At 64.4% G+C, this 13886-nt stretch carries 19 protein-coding genes, 1 tRNA gene and 1 pseudogene; 17 read left to right on the top strand and 4 right to left on the bottom strand.

What is annotated here, in order from left to right; genetic code table 11:
* Positions 1–28: 28 nt before the first annotated feature.
* The 3 genes and pseudogenes from E1285_RS23775 to E1285_RS47530 form a co-directional block, all read left to right on the top strand.
* The gene (locus E1285_RS23775) at positions 29–940 is read left to right on the top strand and encodes an aldo/keto reductase (RefSeq protein ID WP_207946763.1); all 912 of its coding nucleotides are present in this window, start codon (positions 29–31) and stop codon (positions 938–940) included.
* Entirely contained in the window at positions 897–1100 is a 204-nt protein-coding gene (locus E1285_RS46715) for an aldo/keto reductase (RefSeq protein ID WP_207946762.1), read from the top strand. Before E1285_RS23775 ends, E1285_RS46715 begins: the two co-directional genes overlap by 44 nt.
* Positions 1101–1137: 37 nt before the next feature.
* Positions 1138–1458, top strand: a pseudogene (locus E1285_RS47530) (SDR family NAD(P)-dependent oxidoreductase); the annotation flags it as partial.
* 26 nt (positions 1459–1484) lie between these two features.
* On the opposite strand, the gene E1285_RS47525 reads toward E1285_RS47530, so the two are convergent.
* Positions 1485–1862, bottom strand: a complete 378-nt coding sequence (locus E1285_RS47525; RefSeq protein WP_243723003.1) for a hypothetical protein — start codon at positions 1860–1862, stop codon at positions 1485–1487.
* A gap of 47 nt (positions 1863–1909) precedes the next feature.
* Here E1285_RS47525 and E1285_RS47520 point away from each other — a divergent pair, with 47 nt between their 5' ends.
* From E1285_RS47520 to E1285_RS23745, 5 genes are all read left to right on the top strand, one after another.
* Positions 1910–2089 (top strand): integrase, encoded by a 180-nt coding sequence (locus tag E1285_RS47520; RefSeq protein ID WP_132155662.1) that lies wholly within the window; start codon positions 1910–1912, stop codon positions 2087–2089.
* A gap of 255 nt (positions 2090–2344) precedes the next feature.
* Positions 2345–3799: a tyrosine-type recombinase/integrase gene (locus E1285_RS23755; RefSeq protein ID WP_132155660.1), complete on the top strand. Its 1455-nt coding sequence runs from the start codon at positions 2345–2347 to the stop codon at positions 3797–3799.
* Between the two features lie 121 nt (positions 3800–3920).
* Entirely contained in the window at positions 3921–4052 is a 132-nt protein-coding gene (locus tag E1285_RS48225; RefSeq protein WP_279510088.1) for a hypothetical protein, read from the top strand.
* 219 nt (positions 4053–4271) lie between these two features.
* The gene (locus E1285_RS23750) at positions 4272–4598 is read left to right on the top strand and encodes a hypothetical protein (protein WP_132155658.1); all 327 of its coding nucleotides are present in this window, start codon (positions 4272–4274) and stop codon (positions 4596–4598) included.
* A gap of 44 nt (positions 4599–4642) precedes the next feature.
* On the top strand, positions 4643–5071 hold the full coding sequence (locus E1285_RS23745; RefSeq protein WP_165966728.1) for a PIN domain-containing protein: 429 nt from the start codon (positions 4643–4645) through the stop codon (positions 5069–5071).
* A gap of 41 nt (positions 5072–5112) precedes the next feature.
* On the opposite strand, the gene E1285_RS23740 is transcribed toward E1285_RS23745, so the two are convergent.
* Positions 5113–5466, bottom strand: a complete 354-nt coding sequence (locus E1285_RS23740; RefSeq protein WP_132155654.1) for a hypothetical protein — start codon at positions 5464–5466, stop codon at positions 5113–5115.
* Positions 5463–5852, bottom strand: a complete 390-nt coding sequence (locus E1285_RS23735) for an ATP-binding protein (protein ID WP_165966727.1) — start codon at positions 5850–5852, stop codon at positions 5463–5465. Before E1285_RS23735 ends, E1285_RS23740 begins: the two co-directional genes overlap by 4 nt.
* 106 nt (positions 5853–5958) lie before the next feature.
* On the opposite strand from E1285_RS23735, the gene E1285_RS23730 reads away from it, so the two are divergent.
* The 9 genes from E1285_RS23730 (at position 5959) to E1285_RS23685 (ending at position 13474) form a co-directional block, all read left to right on the top strand.
* A complete protein-coding gene (locus tag E1285_RS23730; RefSeq protein WP_132155650.1) occupies positions 5959–6771 on the top strand; it encodes a helix-turn-helix transcriptional regulator in 813 nt (270 codons plus the stop codon).
* A complete protein-coding gene (locus tag E1285_RS23725) occupies positions 6768–6959 on the top strand; it encodes a DUF397 domain-containing protein (RefSeq protein ID WP_132155648.1) in 192 nt (63 codons plus the stop codon). The genes E1285_RS23730 and E1285_RS23725 overlap by 4 nt, the downstream gene beginning before the upstream one ends.
* A 605-nt stretch (positions 6960–7564) precedes the next feature.
* Positions 7565–9226, top strand: coding sequence for a DUF262 domain-containing protein (locus E1285_RS23715; RefSeq protein ID WP_132155646.1), 1662 nt, complete (start codon positions 7565–7567; stop codon positions 9224–9226).
* A 69-nt stretch (positions 9227–9295) separates the two neighbouring features.
* Positions 9296–9787, top strand: a complete 492-nt coding sequence (locus E1285_RS23710; protein ID WP_132155644.1) for a helix-turn-helix domain-containing protein — start codon at positions 9296–9298, stop codon at positions 9785–9787.
* 128 nt (positions 9788–9915) lie between these two features.
* The gene (locus tag E1285_RS47515; RefSeq protein WP_243723001.1) at positions 9916–10104 is read left to right on the top strand and encodes an NUDIX domain-containing protein; all 189 of its coding nucleotides are present in this window, start codon (positions 9916–9918) and stop codon (positions 10102–10104) included.
* 593 nt (positions 10105–10697) lie between these two features.
* Positions 10698–11009 (top strand): hypothetical protein, encoded by a 312-nt coding sequence (locus E1285_RS23700; protein WP_132155642.1) that lies wholly within the window; start codon positions 10698–10700, stop codon positions 11007–11009.
* Positions 11010–11275: 266 nt separating this feature from the next.
* The gene (locus tag E1285_RS23695) at positions 11276–12538 is read left to right on the top strand and encodes a relaxase (RefSeq protein WP_132155640.1); all 1263 of its coding nucleotides are present in this window, start codon (positions 11276–11278) and stop codon (positions 12536–12538) included.
* A 193-nt stretch (positions 12539–12731) separates the two neighbouring features.
* The gene (locus E1285_RS45720; protein WP_165966725.1) at positions 12732–13265 is read left to right on the top strand and encodes a hypothetical protein; all 534 of its coding nucleotides are present in this window, start codon (positions 12732–12734) and stop codon (positions 13263–13265) included.
* Positions 13266–13267: 2 nt separating this feature from the next.
* Positions 13268–13474 carry a DNA-binding protein gene (locus E1285_RS23685; protein WP_207946761.1) on the top strand — a complete coding sequence of 69 codons (207 nt, stop codon included), beginning with the start codon at positions 13268–13270 and terminating at the stop codon, positions 13472–13474.
* Positions 13475–13713: 239 nt separating this feature from the next.
* Here the strand turns inward: E1285_RS23685 and E1285_RS23680 are convergent.
* Positions 13714–13787 (bottom strand) — tRNA-Gly (locus E1285_RS23680).
* Positions 13788–13886: the final 99 nt, after the last annotated feature.

Genomic DNA, 13886 nt, shown 5'->3' with positions numbered 1-13886 from the left:
CCACGAATCACACCTACAGGAGAACACGATGCCACTCACTCTCGACACCTACCGATTGCTGGGCCGCTCCGGACTGAGGGTCTCACCGCTGGCGCTGGGCACGGCGACCTTCGGCACCGAGTGGGGCTGGGGCGCCGAGCGCGAGGAGGCGCGCAAGCTGTTCGACCACTACACCGAACTGGGCGGCAACTTCTTCGACACCGCCAGCACCTACACCAACGGCACTTCCGAGCGGCTGCTGGGCGAGTTCGCGCGCGGCGATCGCGAGCGCCTGGTGCTGGCGACGAAGTACTCGACGCTGCGCCGACCCGGTGACCCCAATTCCGGGGGCACGCACCGCAAGAGCATGCTGGCGTCGGTGGAAGCCAGTCTGCGGCAACTCGACACGGACTACATCGATCTGCTCTATCTGAACGTCTGGGACTTCAGGACTCCGGTGGAGGAGATCCTGCACGGGCTGGACGACCTGGTGCGGCAGGGCAAGGTCCTATACGTGGCGATCTCCAGCGCACCGGCCTGGCAGGTGTCGCGCATGCAGACGATCGCCGACCTGCGCGGCTGGTCGCCGCTGGTCGCGCTGGAGATCGAGTACAGCCTGATCGAACGTACCGGGGAGCGAGACCTCATCCCCATGGCACGCGAGATGGGACTGGGCGTGGTTTCCTTCTCCCCACTGGGCGGCGGGGTGCTCACCGGCAAGTACGGCCGGGACGACCTGAACCCGACGGACCCCGTCGCCGGCGAGACCGCCGGCAGCCGCAGGAGCCTCAACGCCGCCCTGGGAATGGTCACCGAACGCACCCTCGCCATCGCCGACGTGGTGAAGGAGGTGGCCACGGAGTTGGGTCACACACCCGCCCAGGTCGCACTGGCCTGGACCCTGAACCCCCCCGGGCGTGGCGGCACCCATCATCGGCGCCCGCACCATCGCGCAGCTTGAGGACAACCTGGGTGCCCTCCAGGTCGACCTCACTCCCTCCCAACTGGCTCGGCTCGACGAGGTCAGCGCCATCGACCTCGGCAATCCGCACGACCTGCTCGCCAGCGACCACATCCGCATGGTCACCTCGGGTGACATGGAGATCGAGACCCGCCGCTGATCCCCCCCCGCGAACGGCGACATCCAGACGCACCAGCATGTTCTCGGCCATGGAACGGAGCAGTCTCGGCAGGGGTAAGTACAGCGACAAGAATGCCGTGATCACGGGTGGCAGCAGCGGCATGGGACTCGCGGCGGCGGAGTTGCTGGCGCGAGCCGGAGCCCGCGTGGTGATCACCGGTCGGTCTCAGGCCCAGCTCGACGCGGCGCGCGAGCGGCTCGGCCCGAACGCCGTGGCCGTCCGGATGTACGACGAACTGTTCGCCATCAACGTCAAAGGCGCCTTCTTCTCCGTGCAGAAGCTCGCCCCACTGCTGAGCGCGAACGTCGGCGTCGTCCTCACCACCTCGATCGCCAACGTCATGGGCCTCGTGGACACCAGCGTTTACGCGGCCTGCAAGGCAGCGCTGCGCTCGTCCTCCTCGGCACGTTCGCGGGTCTGCGCTGGGGAGAGCTGGCCGGGCTGCGGCGGCAACATCTCGACCTGGACGCGGGCGTCGTGCGCGTGGTCAGTTCCCTGGCCGAGTTGGACGGCGGTCAACTCCTGGAGAACACGCCCAAGTCCCGGGCCGGTCGTCGCGTGGTGCCGATCCCTCCGGAGATCGTCCCGGACCTGCAAGCGCATCTGGACGAGTTCGCCGAGGACGGCCCGAACGGCCGGGTCTTCGTCGGTCGTCTCCGGCGCTCGGGCTTCCGGCGCATCTGGAACAAGGTCCGGGCTGACGTCGACCTCCCTGACCTCCACTTCCATGACCTTCGACACGTCGGCAACACCCTCGCAGCCTCGACCGGGCAAGCCTCAAAGAGCTGATGTCCCGCATGGGCCACGCCTCGACGCGGGCGGCGCTGATCTACCAGCACGCCAGTCAGGATCGGGACAAGGTGATCGCGGCGGCCCTCGGCGATGCCTTCAAGTTGGCTCGGCAGGGTGACAAGAGTGACAAGGGCACGACCGAGCCATCGGGCACGCAACGGGCACGGAAGCCTTAGCGATCATGGCGAAAAGCAAGGCCCAGGTGGGGAGACAGGGTTCCTGCCTGGGCCTTCGTGGTGGGAGCGGGCGACGGGAATCGAACCCGCGTAGCCAGTTTGGAAGCGGCACCGATGGGCCTTTGAGTGATCATGGAAAGTCCATTAAACTGCAGGTCAGAGGCTATTTCGTGTGCCACTCTGTACTCGTCGGTATCGCTCGGATTTCCATGATCCAGTGACAAATGAGTGACAGATGATCTTGCTCGGGGGGTCATGGGTTTCACACGCAAGCGCAAGGGGCCGAACGGCACCCGATACCAAGCGCTCTACGACGACGCCCGGAACGTCCGCCAGACGGCAGGCACCTTCGCCACGCGCAAGGAGGCCGACCGAGCCTGGCAACGAGCCGAGTCCCGCATCGCCGAAGGCAAGGCGGGCGACCCCCGCCGAGCCCGCCAGACCTTCCGCACCTACGTAGAAGAACGCTGGTTCCCGAACCACCGCATCGAGGCATCGACTCGCCAGGACTACGCCTACGCCCTCGCCGCCCATGTCATGCCGTACTTCGGCGACATGAAGCTGCAGGACATCACCTCAGAGACCGTCCGTGAGTGGATCACACACCTCAAGAAGCAGGGCGCCACGGCCTACAGCATCAAGTACTGCAAGACGGCGATCCTCAACGCCATCTTCACGACCGCGGTCAACGACGGCGTCCTCGTCTACCACCCGAGCCGCGGTGTGAAGACCGACCCCGTCCCCGAAAAGCCGCGCCAGATCATCACCGCAGAGCAGTTCGCCCGCATCTATGAGGCCCTCCCGGACGCGACCGCCAAGCTCCTGGTCGAGACCGACATCGAAAGCGGCCTCCGCTGGGGCGAGCTGACCGAACTCCGCGTCAAGGACCTGGACTTCGCCACCGGCATCCTCACCGTCAGCCGCTCCGTGGTCGAACTCGTCCCCAGGTTTCACCCCGAAGGCCGCCGCTTCCTCGTCAAGGACTACCCCAAGGGCAAGCGCTGGCGCCGCTTCAAGCTCAGCCCCCAGATCGTCGCCAGGCTCAAGGCCCACGCAGAAGCCAACAACCTCGCCCCCGACGACCTCTTCTTCAGCCGCCGCCGCGACGAGCCACCCAAGCTCGAACTCCTCGACCCCGACACCCTCACCTTCGAAGCCCCGAACGGCCGCACCTACACCCACGGAACGACCACGGCCTACAGCCTCGGCAAGTGCAAATGTCACCACTGCCGAGCGGCCTACGCCGCCTACCGAGCCGAGCGCCGCGCCCAGGGCAAGGACAACCCCCGCAACCCCCGCGTCATCGACGACGATCCCCACATCTCCGCCAACTGGTTCCGCAAGCACTGCTGGCACCCGGCCCGAGCCGCCGCCAACCTCGGATGGTCACCCCGCATCCACGACCTCCGCCACGCCCACGCCTCTTGGCTCCTAGCCGGCGGTGCGGACCTCCAGGTCGTCAAAGAACGCCTCGGCCACCGCAAGATCTCCACGACGGAGCGCTACCTCCACACCCTCCCCACCGCCGACGAAACCGCCCTCGAAGCCCTCGCCAAGATCCGCACGACCCAGGGGAGCCAGGACGCGCCCTCAGACCTCGAAGCTCAACTCGCCGAAGCCCAAGCGAAGATCAGCCAACTCCAGGCCGTCCTCGCCGATCAGCTGGTCGCCCAGCACGCCGAGACAAGACCGAACCTGCGCTCCGTGTAGCGCTGCGCTGCCTCTCAGGGGACCCGGACACAGGAGTTGATCACTGATGGTGCCCACATCCTCGGATGACCAAGAAGGATCTCGTGGTAAGACCGCGCGGGCCCATCTGGAGGCCCGCCGCATGGAGATGCGTCAGGCCATGCTCGACAAGCTCTGCAAACTCGACGGGTCGACAACCTCCAGCGTCTCCCTCCTGATCGGCATCCCAGCCGAGGACGTCGAACGACTCGGCGGCATCAGCGAGGAGACCTGATCAACGCAACCGACGCGGCCGACGCGATGACCGGAAGCGGCATCAGTCGGAAGCAGGCCCCCGCCTGGTCCGCCGCTTGATCAGGGTGATCCGTGGGCTGGCGCGCGGATCCTGCACCATGGTCACGTGCATGCCGCCGTAGGGGCCCAGGCGCCCGCATGCGAGGTCTCGTTCCCTCGCCTGGGGTCAGCTGGCTCCTACCATTGGTATGATTGAGTTGTGGATGCCAAGCAGAGTCCCGTCAAGCAGCCTCTTCGTGTCGCGAAGCGCGGCAAGGCCACGAAGGTTCGCAAGCCTGCGGGTGGTCCCGGTGCGACCGAGAAGTTGTCGGCCACCATCCGCCGGGGCCGCAAGGCTGAGATCCGCGAACAGGCTCGCAAGCTGGGCCTGTCCGATTCTGCCTACGTTGATGAGGCGATCGCGGCCAAGCTCCAGCTCGACGCTCTCGCCGAGTTCGTTGACGAGTTGGAAGAGCAGCACGGACCGTTCGGCGAGGACGAGATCCAGGCCGCCCTCGCCGCTTGGCCGTCTGCGCAAGATCAGTGAGCGCTGTGCGAGGCCGTCGGGCTGCGAGGCTCGGCGGGGTTTTGGTGCTCGACAACGACGCCATCAACAAGGCCGCCACGGACCGCAATGTGGCGATCTTCTTCGCGGCTGCGCTGCGCAAGCAGGCACGCTTGGTCACGTCCAGTGCCGTGCTGACGGAGATCCTGCGCGGCTCCGACCGGGACACGAAACTGAACCATGTGCTGTCCAGCACCAGGACCGTCGTTGAGCCTGTCACCGAGGACCTTGCGCGCGCCGCCGGAAAGCTGATCGGTGACGCGGGGTTCGACTCGACGGAGGTTGTTGATGCCTTGGTCGCCGCGACGGCTCACATGTACGCCGATCGTGCGGAGGCGGCAGGGCAACAGCCTGATGTCCTGATCTTGACCGCCGACGCTACCCATCTGCCCGGGTTGGCCGGTGACCGAAAGGGGGTAAGGGTGCAGAACGTGAAGGACATTCCCTCGTCCTGAAGCCCGCTTATCACGGGCCCCAATGGACGTCCCTCGGGGGCTTACCAGGTGCCTGGGAACATGCGGTGCTTGAGTAGGTCTTCGACTTGTTCAGCGGCGGCTTTGGCGTCCCCACAGGGAGCCAGGTAACCGCGCCGCCCGCGCTCCACGTCGTGGTATCCCCATGCCCTCCCAGAAACCGCCAGCACGACCACCCCGAGCCCGACGTGGTTGTAGGGGCCGCCGGCGTAGACCCACAACAGAGGCACCGGAAACCCCTGCGCGCGGTAGAGCCGGACGAGGCGCCACCCCCGAGGCTCCAGAGCCACGGCCAACACGCTCAGGAACCTCTCCGCCGTAGCGCCGCCCCGGTGCGTCCGCCACCGCAGGACGCGCTGCTCAACCTGGGCGCTCACAGGGCGCACTTCGCCCATACGATTTTTCCGCCTTCCGTGATCGGTCGGGTTCCCCAGTCGTGTACGAGCTGCGACATCAGCAGCAGGCCCCGCCCCGAGATCGCCTCCGTGTCCTCCGGGCCGACCACCGGCAGCCCCTCTCCCTGATCCCACATCTCGATCACCGCCAAGTCCGCGCGGACGTCGCGGAAGACGCGCAGGATGATCTGACCCTCTCCGTGCCGCCACGCGTTAGTCACTAGCTCGCACACCACCAGGCGCGCCACGAAGTCGTCCGTGGAGCCCCACTCCCGGAACTGCGCCGAGAGGAACTCCCTCGCCAACGCAGGCGCGCTTTTGTTGGGGTTGAGAAGAAGAGTTGGGATTTCTGGGGCAGGGACGGACATATCGCTACCACCTTTGGAACGCTGCCGGTTACTTCGGGTGTAATCGTGCTCGCTCTGAGCTACGCTCGCTACGTTCCGGAACCATTCGCAACAAACGGGAGAGGCCATGCTCATGCGAGAGTCACTCGACCCGTCAAGATCGATTTGGCACTTCGTAGCGTTCCACCTGCGTCGTTACCGCAAAGCGCACGGGATGTCGGGGCAGGCTCTCGGTCACCTGCTTGAGTGCGATCGTTCGACTGTTTCCCGGTACGAGTCCAACACGCTCAAGCTCAAGCGGGAGCACGCGGAGATCATCGATCGCGTGTGGAGCACGGACGGCATGTTCACGGCTCTGGTCGGGTTCGCCGAGCGTGCCGACGAGGGCAACTGGCTGCTGGAACTCGCCGAGCTGGAGGCGCGCTCATCAAGGCTCAGGATGTGGGAGTCGTCGGTCATCCCGGGGCTGTTCCAGACACCGGAGTACGCGCGTGCCGCACTGAGCGCCGGAACAGCGGAGGATCTTGAAGCGACCCTTGAGCGGCGGCTGTCACGGCAGGCCACCGTGTTCGGCAAGGCGAAGCCACCGCGAGTGACAGCTCTTCTCGGCTGGGCGGCAGTGTCGCAGATCGTGGGCGGTCCGGACGTCATGCGCGGCCAACTCACTCGGCTGATCGAGCTGAGCGAGCTTCCCTTCATCAGTATCCGGATAGTTGAGAACAACGCAGGTGCTCATCCGGGCCTCGACGGCCCTTTCGTACTCCTCACGGTCGGGGACCGGGACATCGCCTACACCGAAGCGGCGACGCGTGGCTGCTTCCTCATGGACCCGTTCGATGTGCAAGAAGTGGCAGTAAGGTACGACTTGATGAGCGACATAGCCGCCCCGGTCGGCCCAAGTCGGGCCTTCCTGGAGGCTGAACTGGAGAAGTACACATGACCCAGTGGCGCAAGTCGAGCCGCAGCGGTACAGGTGGCCAGTCCAACTGCGTGGAGGTTGCGAATCTCTCTGGTGACGTCGGCGTGCGCGACAGCAAGGACCTGAGCGGCGTCCGCATCACGCTTCCCCTCGAGTGCTTCCGCCAGTTGGCCGCCGACATCAAGCGCGGAGCACACGACCTCCCCTGACAGCCCGTCATGCGCATCACGACGGGGCCTCTGAGTTGAGCGGCGGGGCCCGCGCTCTCTCAAGTTTGTGTTGAGAAGGATCTTGTTATTGGTAGTTGAGGGGGGCGGACGGCGGGTCGTCCACCGCGGACCAAATGGAGGGTCATGAGGCCGATGGTGGCCCAGCGGAACATGGCTGCGCTGGTGGCGGTGTGGCGTCCGTAGTCGCCGCCAGCCGCCCCGTCGGCGCTGTCCATCTGCCACAACGCCATCGGCTCGTCCCGCTCCCAGCGGCTGAACTCCTGGCGCTTGCGGCGCCCCTGTCCCGGCTCGACCAACCCATGCCGCACAAAGCCCCCTCGCCAGGTGAGGACTTGCTCTACGTCTTCGAAGGCGCCCACTACGCGGCCGCCGCCGGCGGTCCGGGCCGGGCATGCGGCCTCTCCGGACCGACCCAACCCGGCCGACCGGCTTCGGCCATTTAGAGGCTTGCACGTGCCAACTTGCCCAGACATCGATAGACCTTCTACATGGAGATGGCGCGCCTGCCCAGTGGGCTGCCAGTCGGGCCTCTTGCAGGTTGTTATAACAGATCTTGCCCCTAGAAGCACAGGAGGGAAGGGGACATGGCCGCACCCCTCGTAAATATGGACGCACTTATTCCACGAGAAGATTTCGAGGCGGCAACTACGGAACCTTCAACTCAACCGTCAATTCTAAGCACCACCATGAAAATAACTGACCTCGGTCCAGACAGTCTGATTTACAATGTTCTACGTAAGCCAGATTTCCAGCGTGAAACAGCTAATTGGTCACCCGAAAAAGTTGCTGAACTTGTGAGTAGCTTTCTGGAGGGCGACCTCATCCCTTCGGTGATCCTTTGGCGTTCAACCATCAGTGGAAATATATTCGTCATTGACGGAGCGCATCGCCTCAGTGCCCTCATCGCCTGGGTTCATGATGATTATGGCGACAAGCACGCTTCGATGCGTTTCTTCGATAACAACATTCCCGAGGAGCAGAAGAGGGCAGCTCGGGCCACCCGAGAATTGATTCGGGATAGCGTGGGTTCGTACAGTGAACTAAGTCTTGCCCTTCGAAACTCCGATACGACGCCCAAAGATCGGCTCAGGCTGGCACGAAATCTCAGTGCTTTTGCCATCCATCTGCAATGGGTGGCAGGTGAAGCCGAGAAGGCAGAAAGCTCGTTCTTTAAGATAAATCAGCAGGCGACGCCGATCGATGAGACAGAACTAAGCATGATCAAGGCTCGCCATAAGCCAAACGCGTTGGCGGCCCGCGCATTCATTCGGGCCGGGACAGGGCACAAGTACTGGTCGGCGTTCGAAAGTTCAGTGCAGTCTGAGATCGAGAAACTGGCGAAAGAGGTATACGATCTTATCTTCAAGCCAGATCTGGATTCACAGATAAAGACATCTGACCTACCCGTTGCAGGCAGGGGGTACTCGGCAGATAGCGTCAAGATGGTCTTTGAACTTGTTAACTTCGTCAACGATTTCGAACCTGATATGTGGCGCAACGAGGCTCCCAAAAGAAGGCGTAAGGGTGCGCCACTTAAGGTGCTCGAAGATGACGAAGATGGCCAAGCCACCATAAAATGCATGCAGGCAGTAAAAAAGGCCGCAAGTCGAATTGCCGGCAAGGACCCGGCTTCCTTGGGGCTACATCCAGCAGTTTACTTCTATAGTGCTACGGGGCGCTTCCAGCCCGCAGCCTTCCTTGCTGCCATAGCTTTTGTAAAAGATTTGGAGCGGCATCGTGCAGTGGCCAAGTTCACAAGCGTTCGGGCTGACTTTGAAGACTTCCTAATCGAATACAAGTACTTCCTCAACCAAATCGTTCAAAAGTACGGCAGCCTGCAGCGATCCGTGTCGCCGATACTCGCGATGCACAAGGCTGTATACCAAGCCATCGAAGAGGGGCTTGCTGAGCCGGACGTGATTGAGCGTCTCAAGAGTCAATCGTCCCTACGGTCATCTCTGAAGGTGAGAACCGAAGACGATAAGCGTCATGGGCGAAACTTTTCCACGGAGACCAAGAATTTCGTAGTTATAAGAAACATAATCGAGACAGCACCCAAGTGTGCGATATGTGATGCAAGACTGAATCTAAGGTCGATGACCTTCGACCACATCCTTCGACGGGAAGACGGTGGTTCAGGGGCGCCTGAAAATGCACAGCTCTCGCATCCATACTGCAACTCAGGTTACAAAGAAGGAGCTCACGCCGCGGAGGTGAGCCTGCCCTCAACCGGTCGTAGCAACTGATCTCGCAGCGGTGTAGTTCTGCTCGGCGAGTGATCGTCGGGGGGAGTTGCCCTGGGGGCGGTGCGTCACATGTTGACATTGCTGGAGCGGGAGGAGACTTCCCGGGGAATCGCCGAGGGACTGGCGAGCAAGGTGATTGCGGGACGAATCGGACGGTGCCCGAGCATCGTGTCGCGCGAGATCGCCCGGCACGGCGGGCGGGGCCGGTATCGGGCGGCGGCGCGGGCCGACCGGAGGGCGCAGGGGGCGCGGCGGCGGCCCAAGACCCGCAGGCTGGACGCTGATGCGTATCCGAGGCTGATGGTGGTTGAGTTGCTCAAGCAGGGCTGGTCGCCGCAGCAGGTGGCCGGGCGGTTGTCGATTGACCATCCCGGCGACCAGCATGCGAGGGTGTCCCACGAGGCCATCTACGGCTGGATCTATGCGCTGCCCAAGGGTGAACTGGGCCGCCAGTGCCTGATGTTGCGGTTGAGCCGCACCCGCCGGTGGCCCGCGCACGGCCGGGCACCACGGGCTCAGTGCCCGGGAACCCGTAGGTCGATGGCGTCGGCGGGCCGCTAGTCGATCCACCGGATCCGCGGGACCAAAGGAGTTGCTTCCACCGGTTGAAGACAGGGGCGGCTTGGCAGGTCTGTCGCGTTCGCTAGCGCTACCGGCGCGGGAGTGTTGGACGATCGGCGTCGTCTCTCTTGGAGTGGAGACACCGCTTCATCACCGATGCATGGACCTGGAAGATACCCATCGGCGGCATCCGCGACGGGGAGGAACCTGCCGCTGCTGCCGCCCGCGAGGTGGAGGAAGCGGCCGAAAGGCGACCGGGGCCGTTTCGCCCTCTCACCTTCGTCCACCCGACCCCAGGGATTTCCGACTCGCAGTAGCACATCTTCTGGCGGATGGTGCCACCCGCTTCGGACCGCCCACCGAGGAGCGGGAGGCCGAGCGGATCGAATGGCTGCCCTGGCTGACATCCGCGGCTTGGTCGAGGCCGGGAAGATCGTCAGCGGAACGAGTGTGGCACCCTCCTCCTCGCAGTCTGCAAAGGGTGAAAGCCTTCCCCTCGCCAGATCGACTGGCCAAATCTGACACTGAAGACGTTCTCGGCGATTCCTGCTCTTGCTGTGCAGGCCGGATAATGAGCGTTTCGTCAGCGAGGTGAACGATGCAATAGCGTCCGACAGTGAGCGTCAGAGTCGACCGGTCAATTGATATGAACTGACCTTCGTGAACCGACGCGTTATCAGCTCGGTGCGGGGTGCAAGATAGCTGGTAGAGCGCTACCTGTTGTGGATAACCTCAGCTCGGAAGATCACACTGGCCAGGTGGGGGACCGAGCGCGGTCCTTGAAAGCCGGGAGCGGAGGTATATGGCGACAGTTGGGCGAGGCGGCGACGGGGCAGGGCCGTTGGAGCGTCGCACGAAGCTCGGCGGAGGGCGGCGGCGAGAGCGGGAACTGAGAATCCGCGTCAGCGACGTGGAGTACGAAGAGATCCATCAAGCGGCAGCACAAGCTGGGCTTGCCTGTAGCGCTTTCGTCATAAAAACGGTGCGCACTGCAATCCATGAACAGCGGCCCCTGGACGGGGCGCTTGTGGCGATGCATGCCGAGCTGCGGAATGCCAGCCGCCAGGTCAACGCGGTCGGGGTCAACCTCAACCAGCTCTTGCGCCACGTCAACGCCTACAACGAAGTTCCGGAATCGGTGACGTGGTTGGCGGGGTACTGCTTCCAGGTGGTGCGGCGGGCGGAGGCCGTCATCGTGGAACTCGGTAGGCGCCTGCCGTGATCGCGAAGGTCACTCGGGGGGCCGATGTCGGCAATCTGCTGCGCTACCTGTACGGGCCGGGTAAGCGGAACGAGCACGTCGACCCTCACATCGTCGCCGGGTACCGGCACCCGGCTGCACTGGAACCAGTAGGACGCGCGGACGGGAAGCGCAATCTCCGTCCGCTGGCCGAGGCGCTGCGCTCGCCGCTGGAGACGATGAGGCGAAGTCGGCCAAAGGGGCCAGTCTGGCAGTGCTCGCTCCGGACGGCCCCTACGGACCGTGCCTTGACGGATGAGGAGTGGGCCGACGTCGCCGAGGAGTTGATGCACCAGACCGGCATCGCACTACGCGGCGATGCAGAGGCATGTCGGTGGATCGCCGTGCGTCACGCAGACGATCACATCCATGTCGTGGCCACGCTTGCACGTGAGGACGGTCGTAGACCGAACGTCACCCGGGACTACCTCAAGGCGCGGACGGCGTGTCAGATCGTCGAGCGGCGGTACGGCTTGTTCCGCACTGCGCCCGCGGACCGGACGGCGGCACCGCGTCCCTCGCGGGCTGAACTGGAACGAGCAGAGCGCGCCGGTCTGGAGGAACCGCCTCGCGTCAGCTTGCGTCGCCAGGTGGCGACAGTGGCTGCGGTCGCGGAGAGCGAAGACGCGTTCTTCGTGGGTCTGCGTGAGCGCGGTCTCCTGGTCCGGTTGAGATTCAGTGTCCAGACACCGGGTCAGATCACCGGATACGCGGTAGCGGTTCCGGGATACAGGAACAGCGCGAAAGCCCCGATCTACTTCTCTGGCGGCAAGCTTGCCGCCGACCTCACATTGCCGAAGCTGCGGCACCGGTGGGGTGCGGGTGCGGCTGTCCCGACCGCGCGGCGGGCGACCAGGACTCAGCAGCCGGTTCTCGACCATGAGGCGCGAACCGCGGCTTACCGGGAGGCCGCACATGCAGCGGCTACGGCGGCCTGGCACATGCGCCACACCAGTGATCCGGGAGTGCGCGCGGACGTCGCGTCTGCGGCCTCTGACGTCTTGCACGTGACAGCGGATATCACCGGGAACAGGGAGCTTGCGAAGGCCGCCGATGTCTACGGCCGTGCCGCGCAGGAACCGTTCGGACGCCCTTCTCCGACTTCCTCGTCTGGCAACGGGCTGAGGGTAGCCGCGCGGATCATGGCCGTCACCAACATCGGCAGGGGAGATCAACGTGATCGGAGTAGAGATTTCACGGTAGATCTGCTGTTCCTGATCGCCAACCTTGTGGAGATCATGGACGCGGTCGCTGCCCATCGGGAGTCGCAGCAGCGTGCCGCACAGGCTGGAGCAGCGCGGCAAGCTGCCGGACGACTTCGTACCGTCCGGCGACAAGCGGCCTTGCCCGTCCGGCCAACGCCGCCCCGAGTTGCCGAAGTACAGGACGCCGAACGACTGGCGGCGGAGTCCTTCCCCATACCGCTGAGTGATGGCTTGCGGCGGGAGCCGGCGGGACTCTGGCGCCCTGACCGGGACCACGAGCCCCGTCGTCGCGGCCCCAAGCGCTGACCTGGGGCGACGAGACACGCCGCGTGCACGCCGATGGTGGAGTAAAAATCATCGCGCATGGACAATTACGGAGCGTAAAGAACACCAAAGCGTGCCGGGTGAACCTACCTGTCACCCCGAGAGGAAGGACGAGCCATGACCGCGCTTACCCCTGCACGAGACGCAGGAAGACAACGCCGCAAGGAGCATGTGCATGACCCATGACCGTTACGACCTCGGAGCAGCCTCCAAAGATGACAGAGCGACCGAGCAGATCGTCCACGACCTTCGTGAGCGCGTCCGAGACCTCAACCGTGCCACCGCAGGACCGCCGGGCCTGACGATGCCGGCGACCGCCTATGCGGTGCTGGGAGCTCTCGCGTCGGCTGCCCACGGGCTCGCCCAGACCCTGCGGCAACTCGATGAGTTCCTGCTGCGAGAGCATCGGGAGCATCGCCTCGGCCACGATCACGGAGGGGACCTGGACGAGGTCCTGGACGAATACAGCCGCGCCATCCTCCACGCACGCCATCTCACCTCCGGGCTCGGCGAAGCCGCCGGACATGCGCAGAGCGCAATCAAGTCCGTCAACGGCCTCCCTCGTCCGGACGATCACCGGCCGCCCCTGAGCACCGCAACACCCTCAGCGCGTCCTGACCTGGATGTCCGGAGACCGAACGTCGAAGCGCCACCACGTAGGCAAGCCGCACGCCCGCGATGGGCCAGGAGCCGAGGGAAGGGGGCCTGAAGATGGAGTTGATGAGCCGCGAGGAACTCCTCGCGCTGCCCACCACCACGAACATCGAGACTGCCGCGCGTGCCATCGGGCTCGGACGCACCCGCGCTTACGAACTCGCCCGGACGGGCGAGTTCCCCTGCAAGGTGATCCGCGTGGGGGCCAGCTACCGCGTCGTCACCGCCGACCTGTGTCGGCTGCTCGGGGGAGAAGCGAGCTAGAAAGACGTCCGCTGGCTGAAGGTCCGGTTCCCCTGGTGGGAGCCGGACCTTCGGCGTTGGGACGCCTGCTCCTGCGGCGTGTCGATCTTCGCCAAGGACGGCCAGACCATGATCACCAAGGTTCGCAGTTGAACCAGGATGCCGCTCAGACGTGCCAGATCCCAGTGACAAATGGGTGACAAATGATCTTCAGAGGGTCAATCAAGATCGCCTTGTAAGGCTCTGACCTGGGGAAACGGTGGAGCGGGCGACGGGAATCGAACCCGCGTAGCCAGTTTGGAAGACTGGGGCTCTACCATTGAGCTACGCCCGCGAGCGGATGGAGGGCCCTCAAGGGGCCTCGATCGCCATCCCGTAGCGTACAGGCTTCCGGGGGCGGACGTGTCAGGTGGGCCGGGGGCCGGTTATGGAG

Source organism: Actinomadura sp. 7K507 (assembly GCF_004348425.1).
Classification (GTDB): domain Bacteria; phylum Actinomycetota; class Actinomycetes; order Streptosporangiales; family Streptosporangiaceae; genus Spirillospora.
This window is presented reverse-complemented; position numbering and strand designations above follow the sequence as displayed.

What these genes read in the sequence shown, in the direction of transcription:
- E1285_RS23775 (WP_207946763.1), top strand. Translation starts at nt 29, where the DNA reads ATGCCACTCACTCTCGACACCTACCGATTGCTGGGCCGCTCCGGACTG.
- E1285_RS23725 (WP_132155648.1), top strand. Translation starts at nt 6,768, where the DNA reads ATGACCCAGTGGCGCAAGTCGAGCCGCAGCGGTACAGGTGGCCAGTCC.
- E1285_RS23685 (WP_207946761.1), top strand. Translation starts at nt 13,268, where the DNA reads ATGGAGTTGATGAGCCGCGAGGAACTCCTCGCGCTGCCCACCACCACG.
- E1285_RS23710 (WP_132155644.1), top strand. Translation starts at nt 9,296, where the DNA reads ATGTTGACATTGCTGGAGCGGGAGGAGACTTCCCGGGGAATCGCCGAG.
- E1285_RS23735 (WP_165966727.1), bottom strand. Translation starts at nt 5,852, where the DNA reads ATGTCCGTCCCTGCCCCAGAAATCCCAACTCTTCTTCTCAACCCCAAC.
- E1285_RS47520 (WP_132155662.1), top strand. Translation starts at nt 1,910, where the DNA reads ATGTCCCGCATGGGCCACGCCTCGACGCGGGCGGCGCTGATCTACCAG.
- E1285_RS45720 (WP_165966725.1), top strand. Translation starts at nt 12,732, where the DNA reads ATGACCCATGACCGTTACGACCTCGGAGCAGCCTCCAAAGATGACAGA.
- E1285_RS23730 (WP_132155650.1), top strand. Translation starts at nt 5,959, where the DNA reads ATGCTCATGCGAGAGTCACTCGACCCGTCAAGATCGATTTGGCACTTC.
- E1285_RS48225 (WP_279510088.1), top strand. Translation starts at nt 3,921, where the DNA reads ATGGAGATGCGTCAGGCCATGCTCGACAAGCTCTGCAAACTCGACGGG.
- E1285_RS23755 (WP_132155660.1), top strand. Translation starts at nt 2,345, where the DNA reads ATGGGTTTCACACGCAAGCGCAAGGGGCCGAACGGCACCCGATACCAA.
- E1285_RS23715 (WP_132155646.1), top strand. Translation starts at nt 7,565, where the DNA reads ATGGCCGCACCCCTCGTAAATATGGACGCACTTATTCCACGAGAAGAT.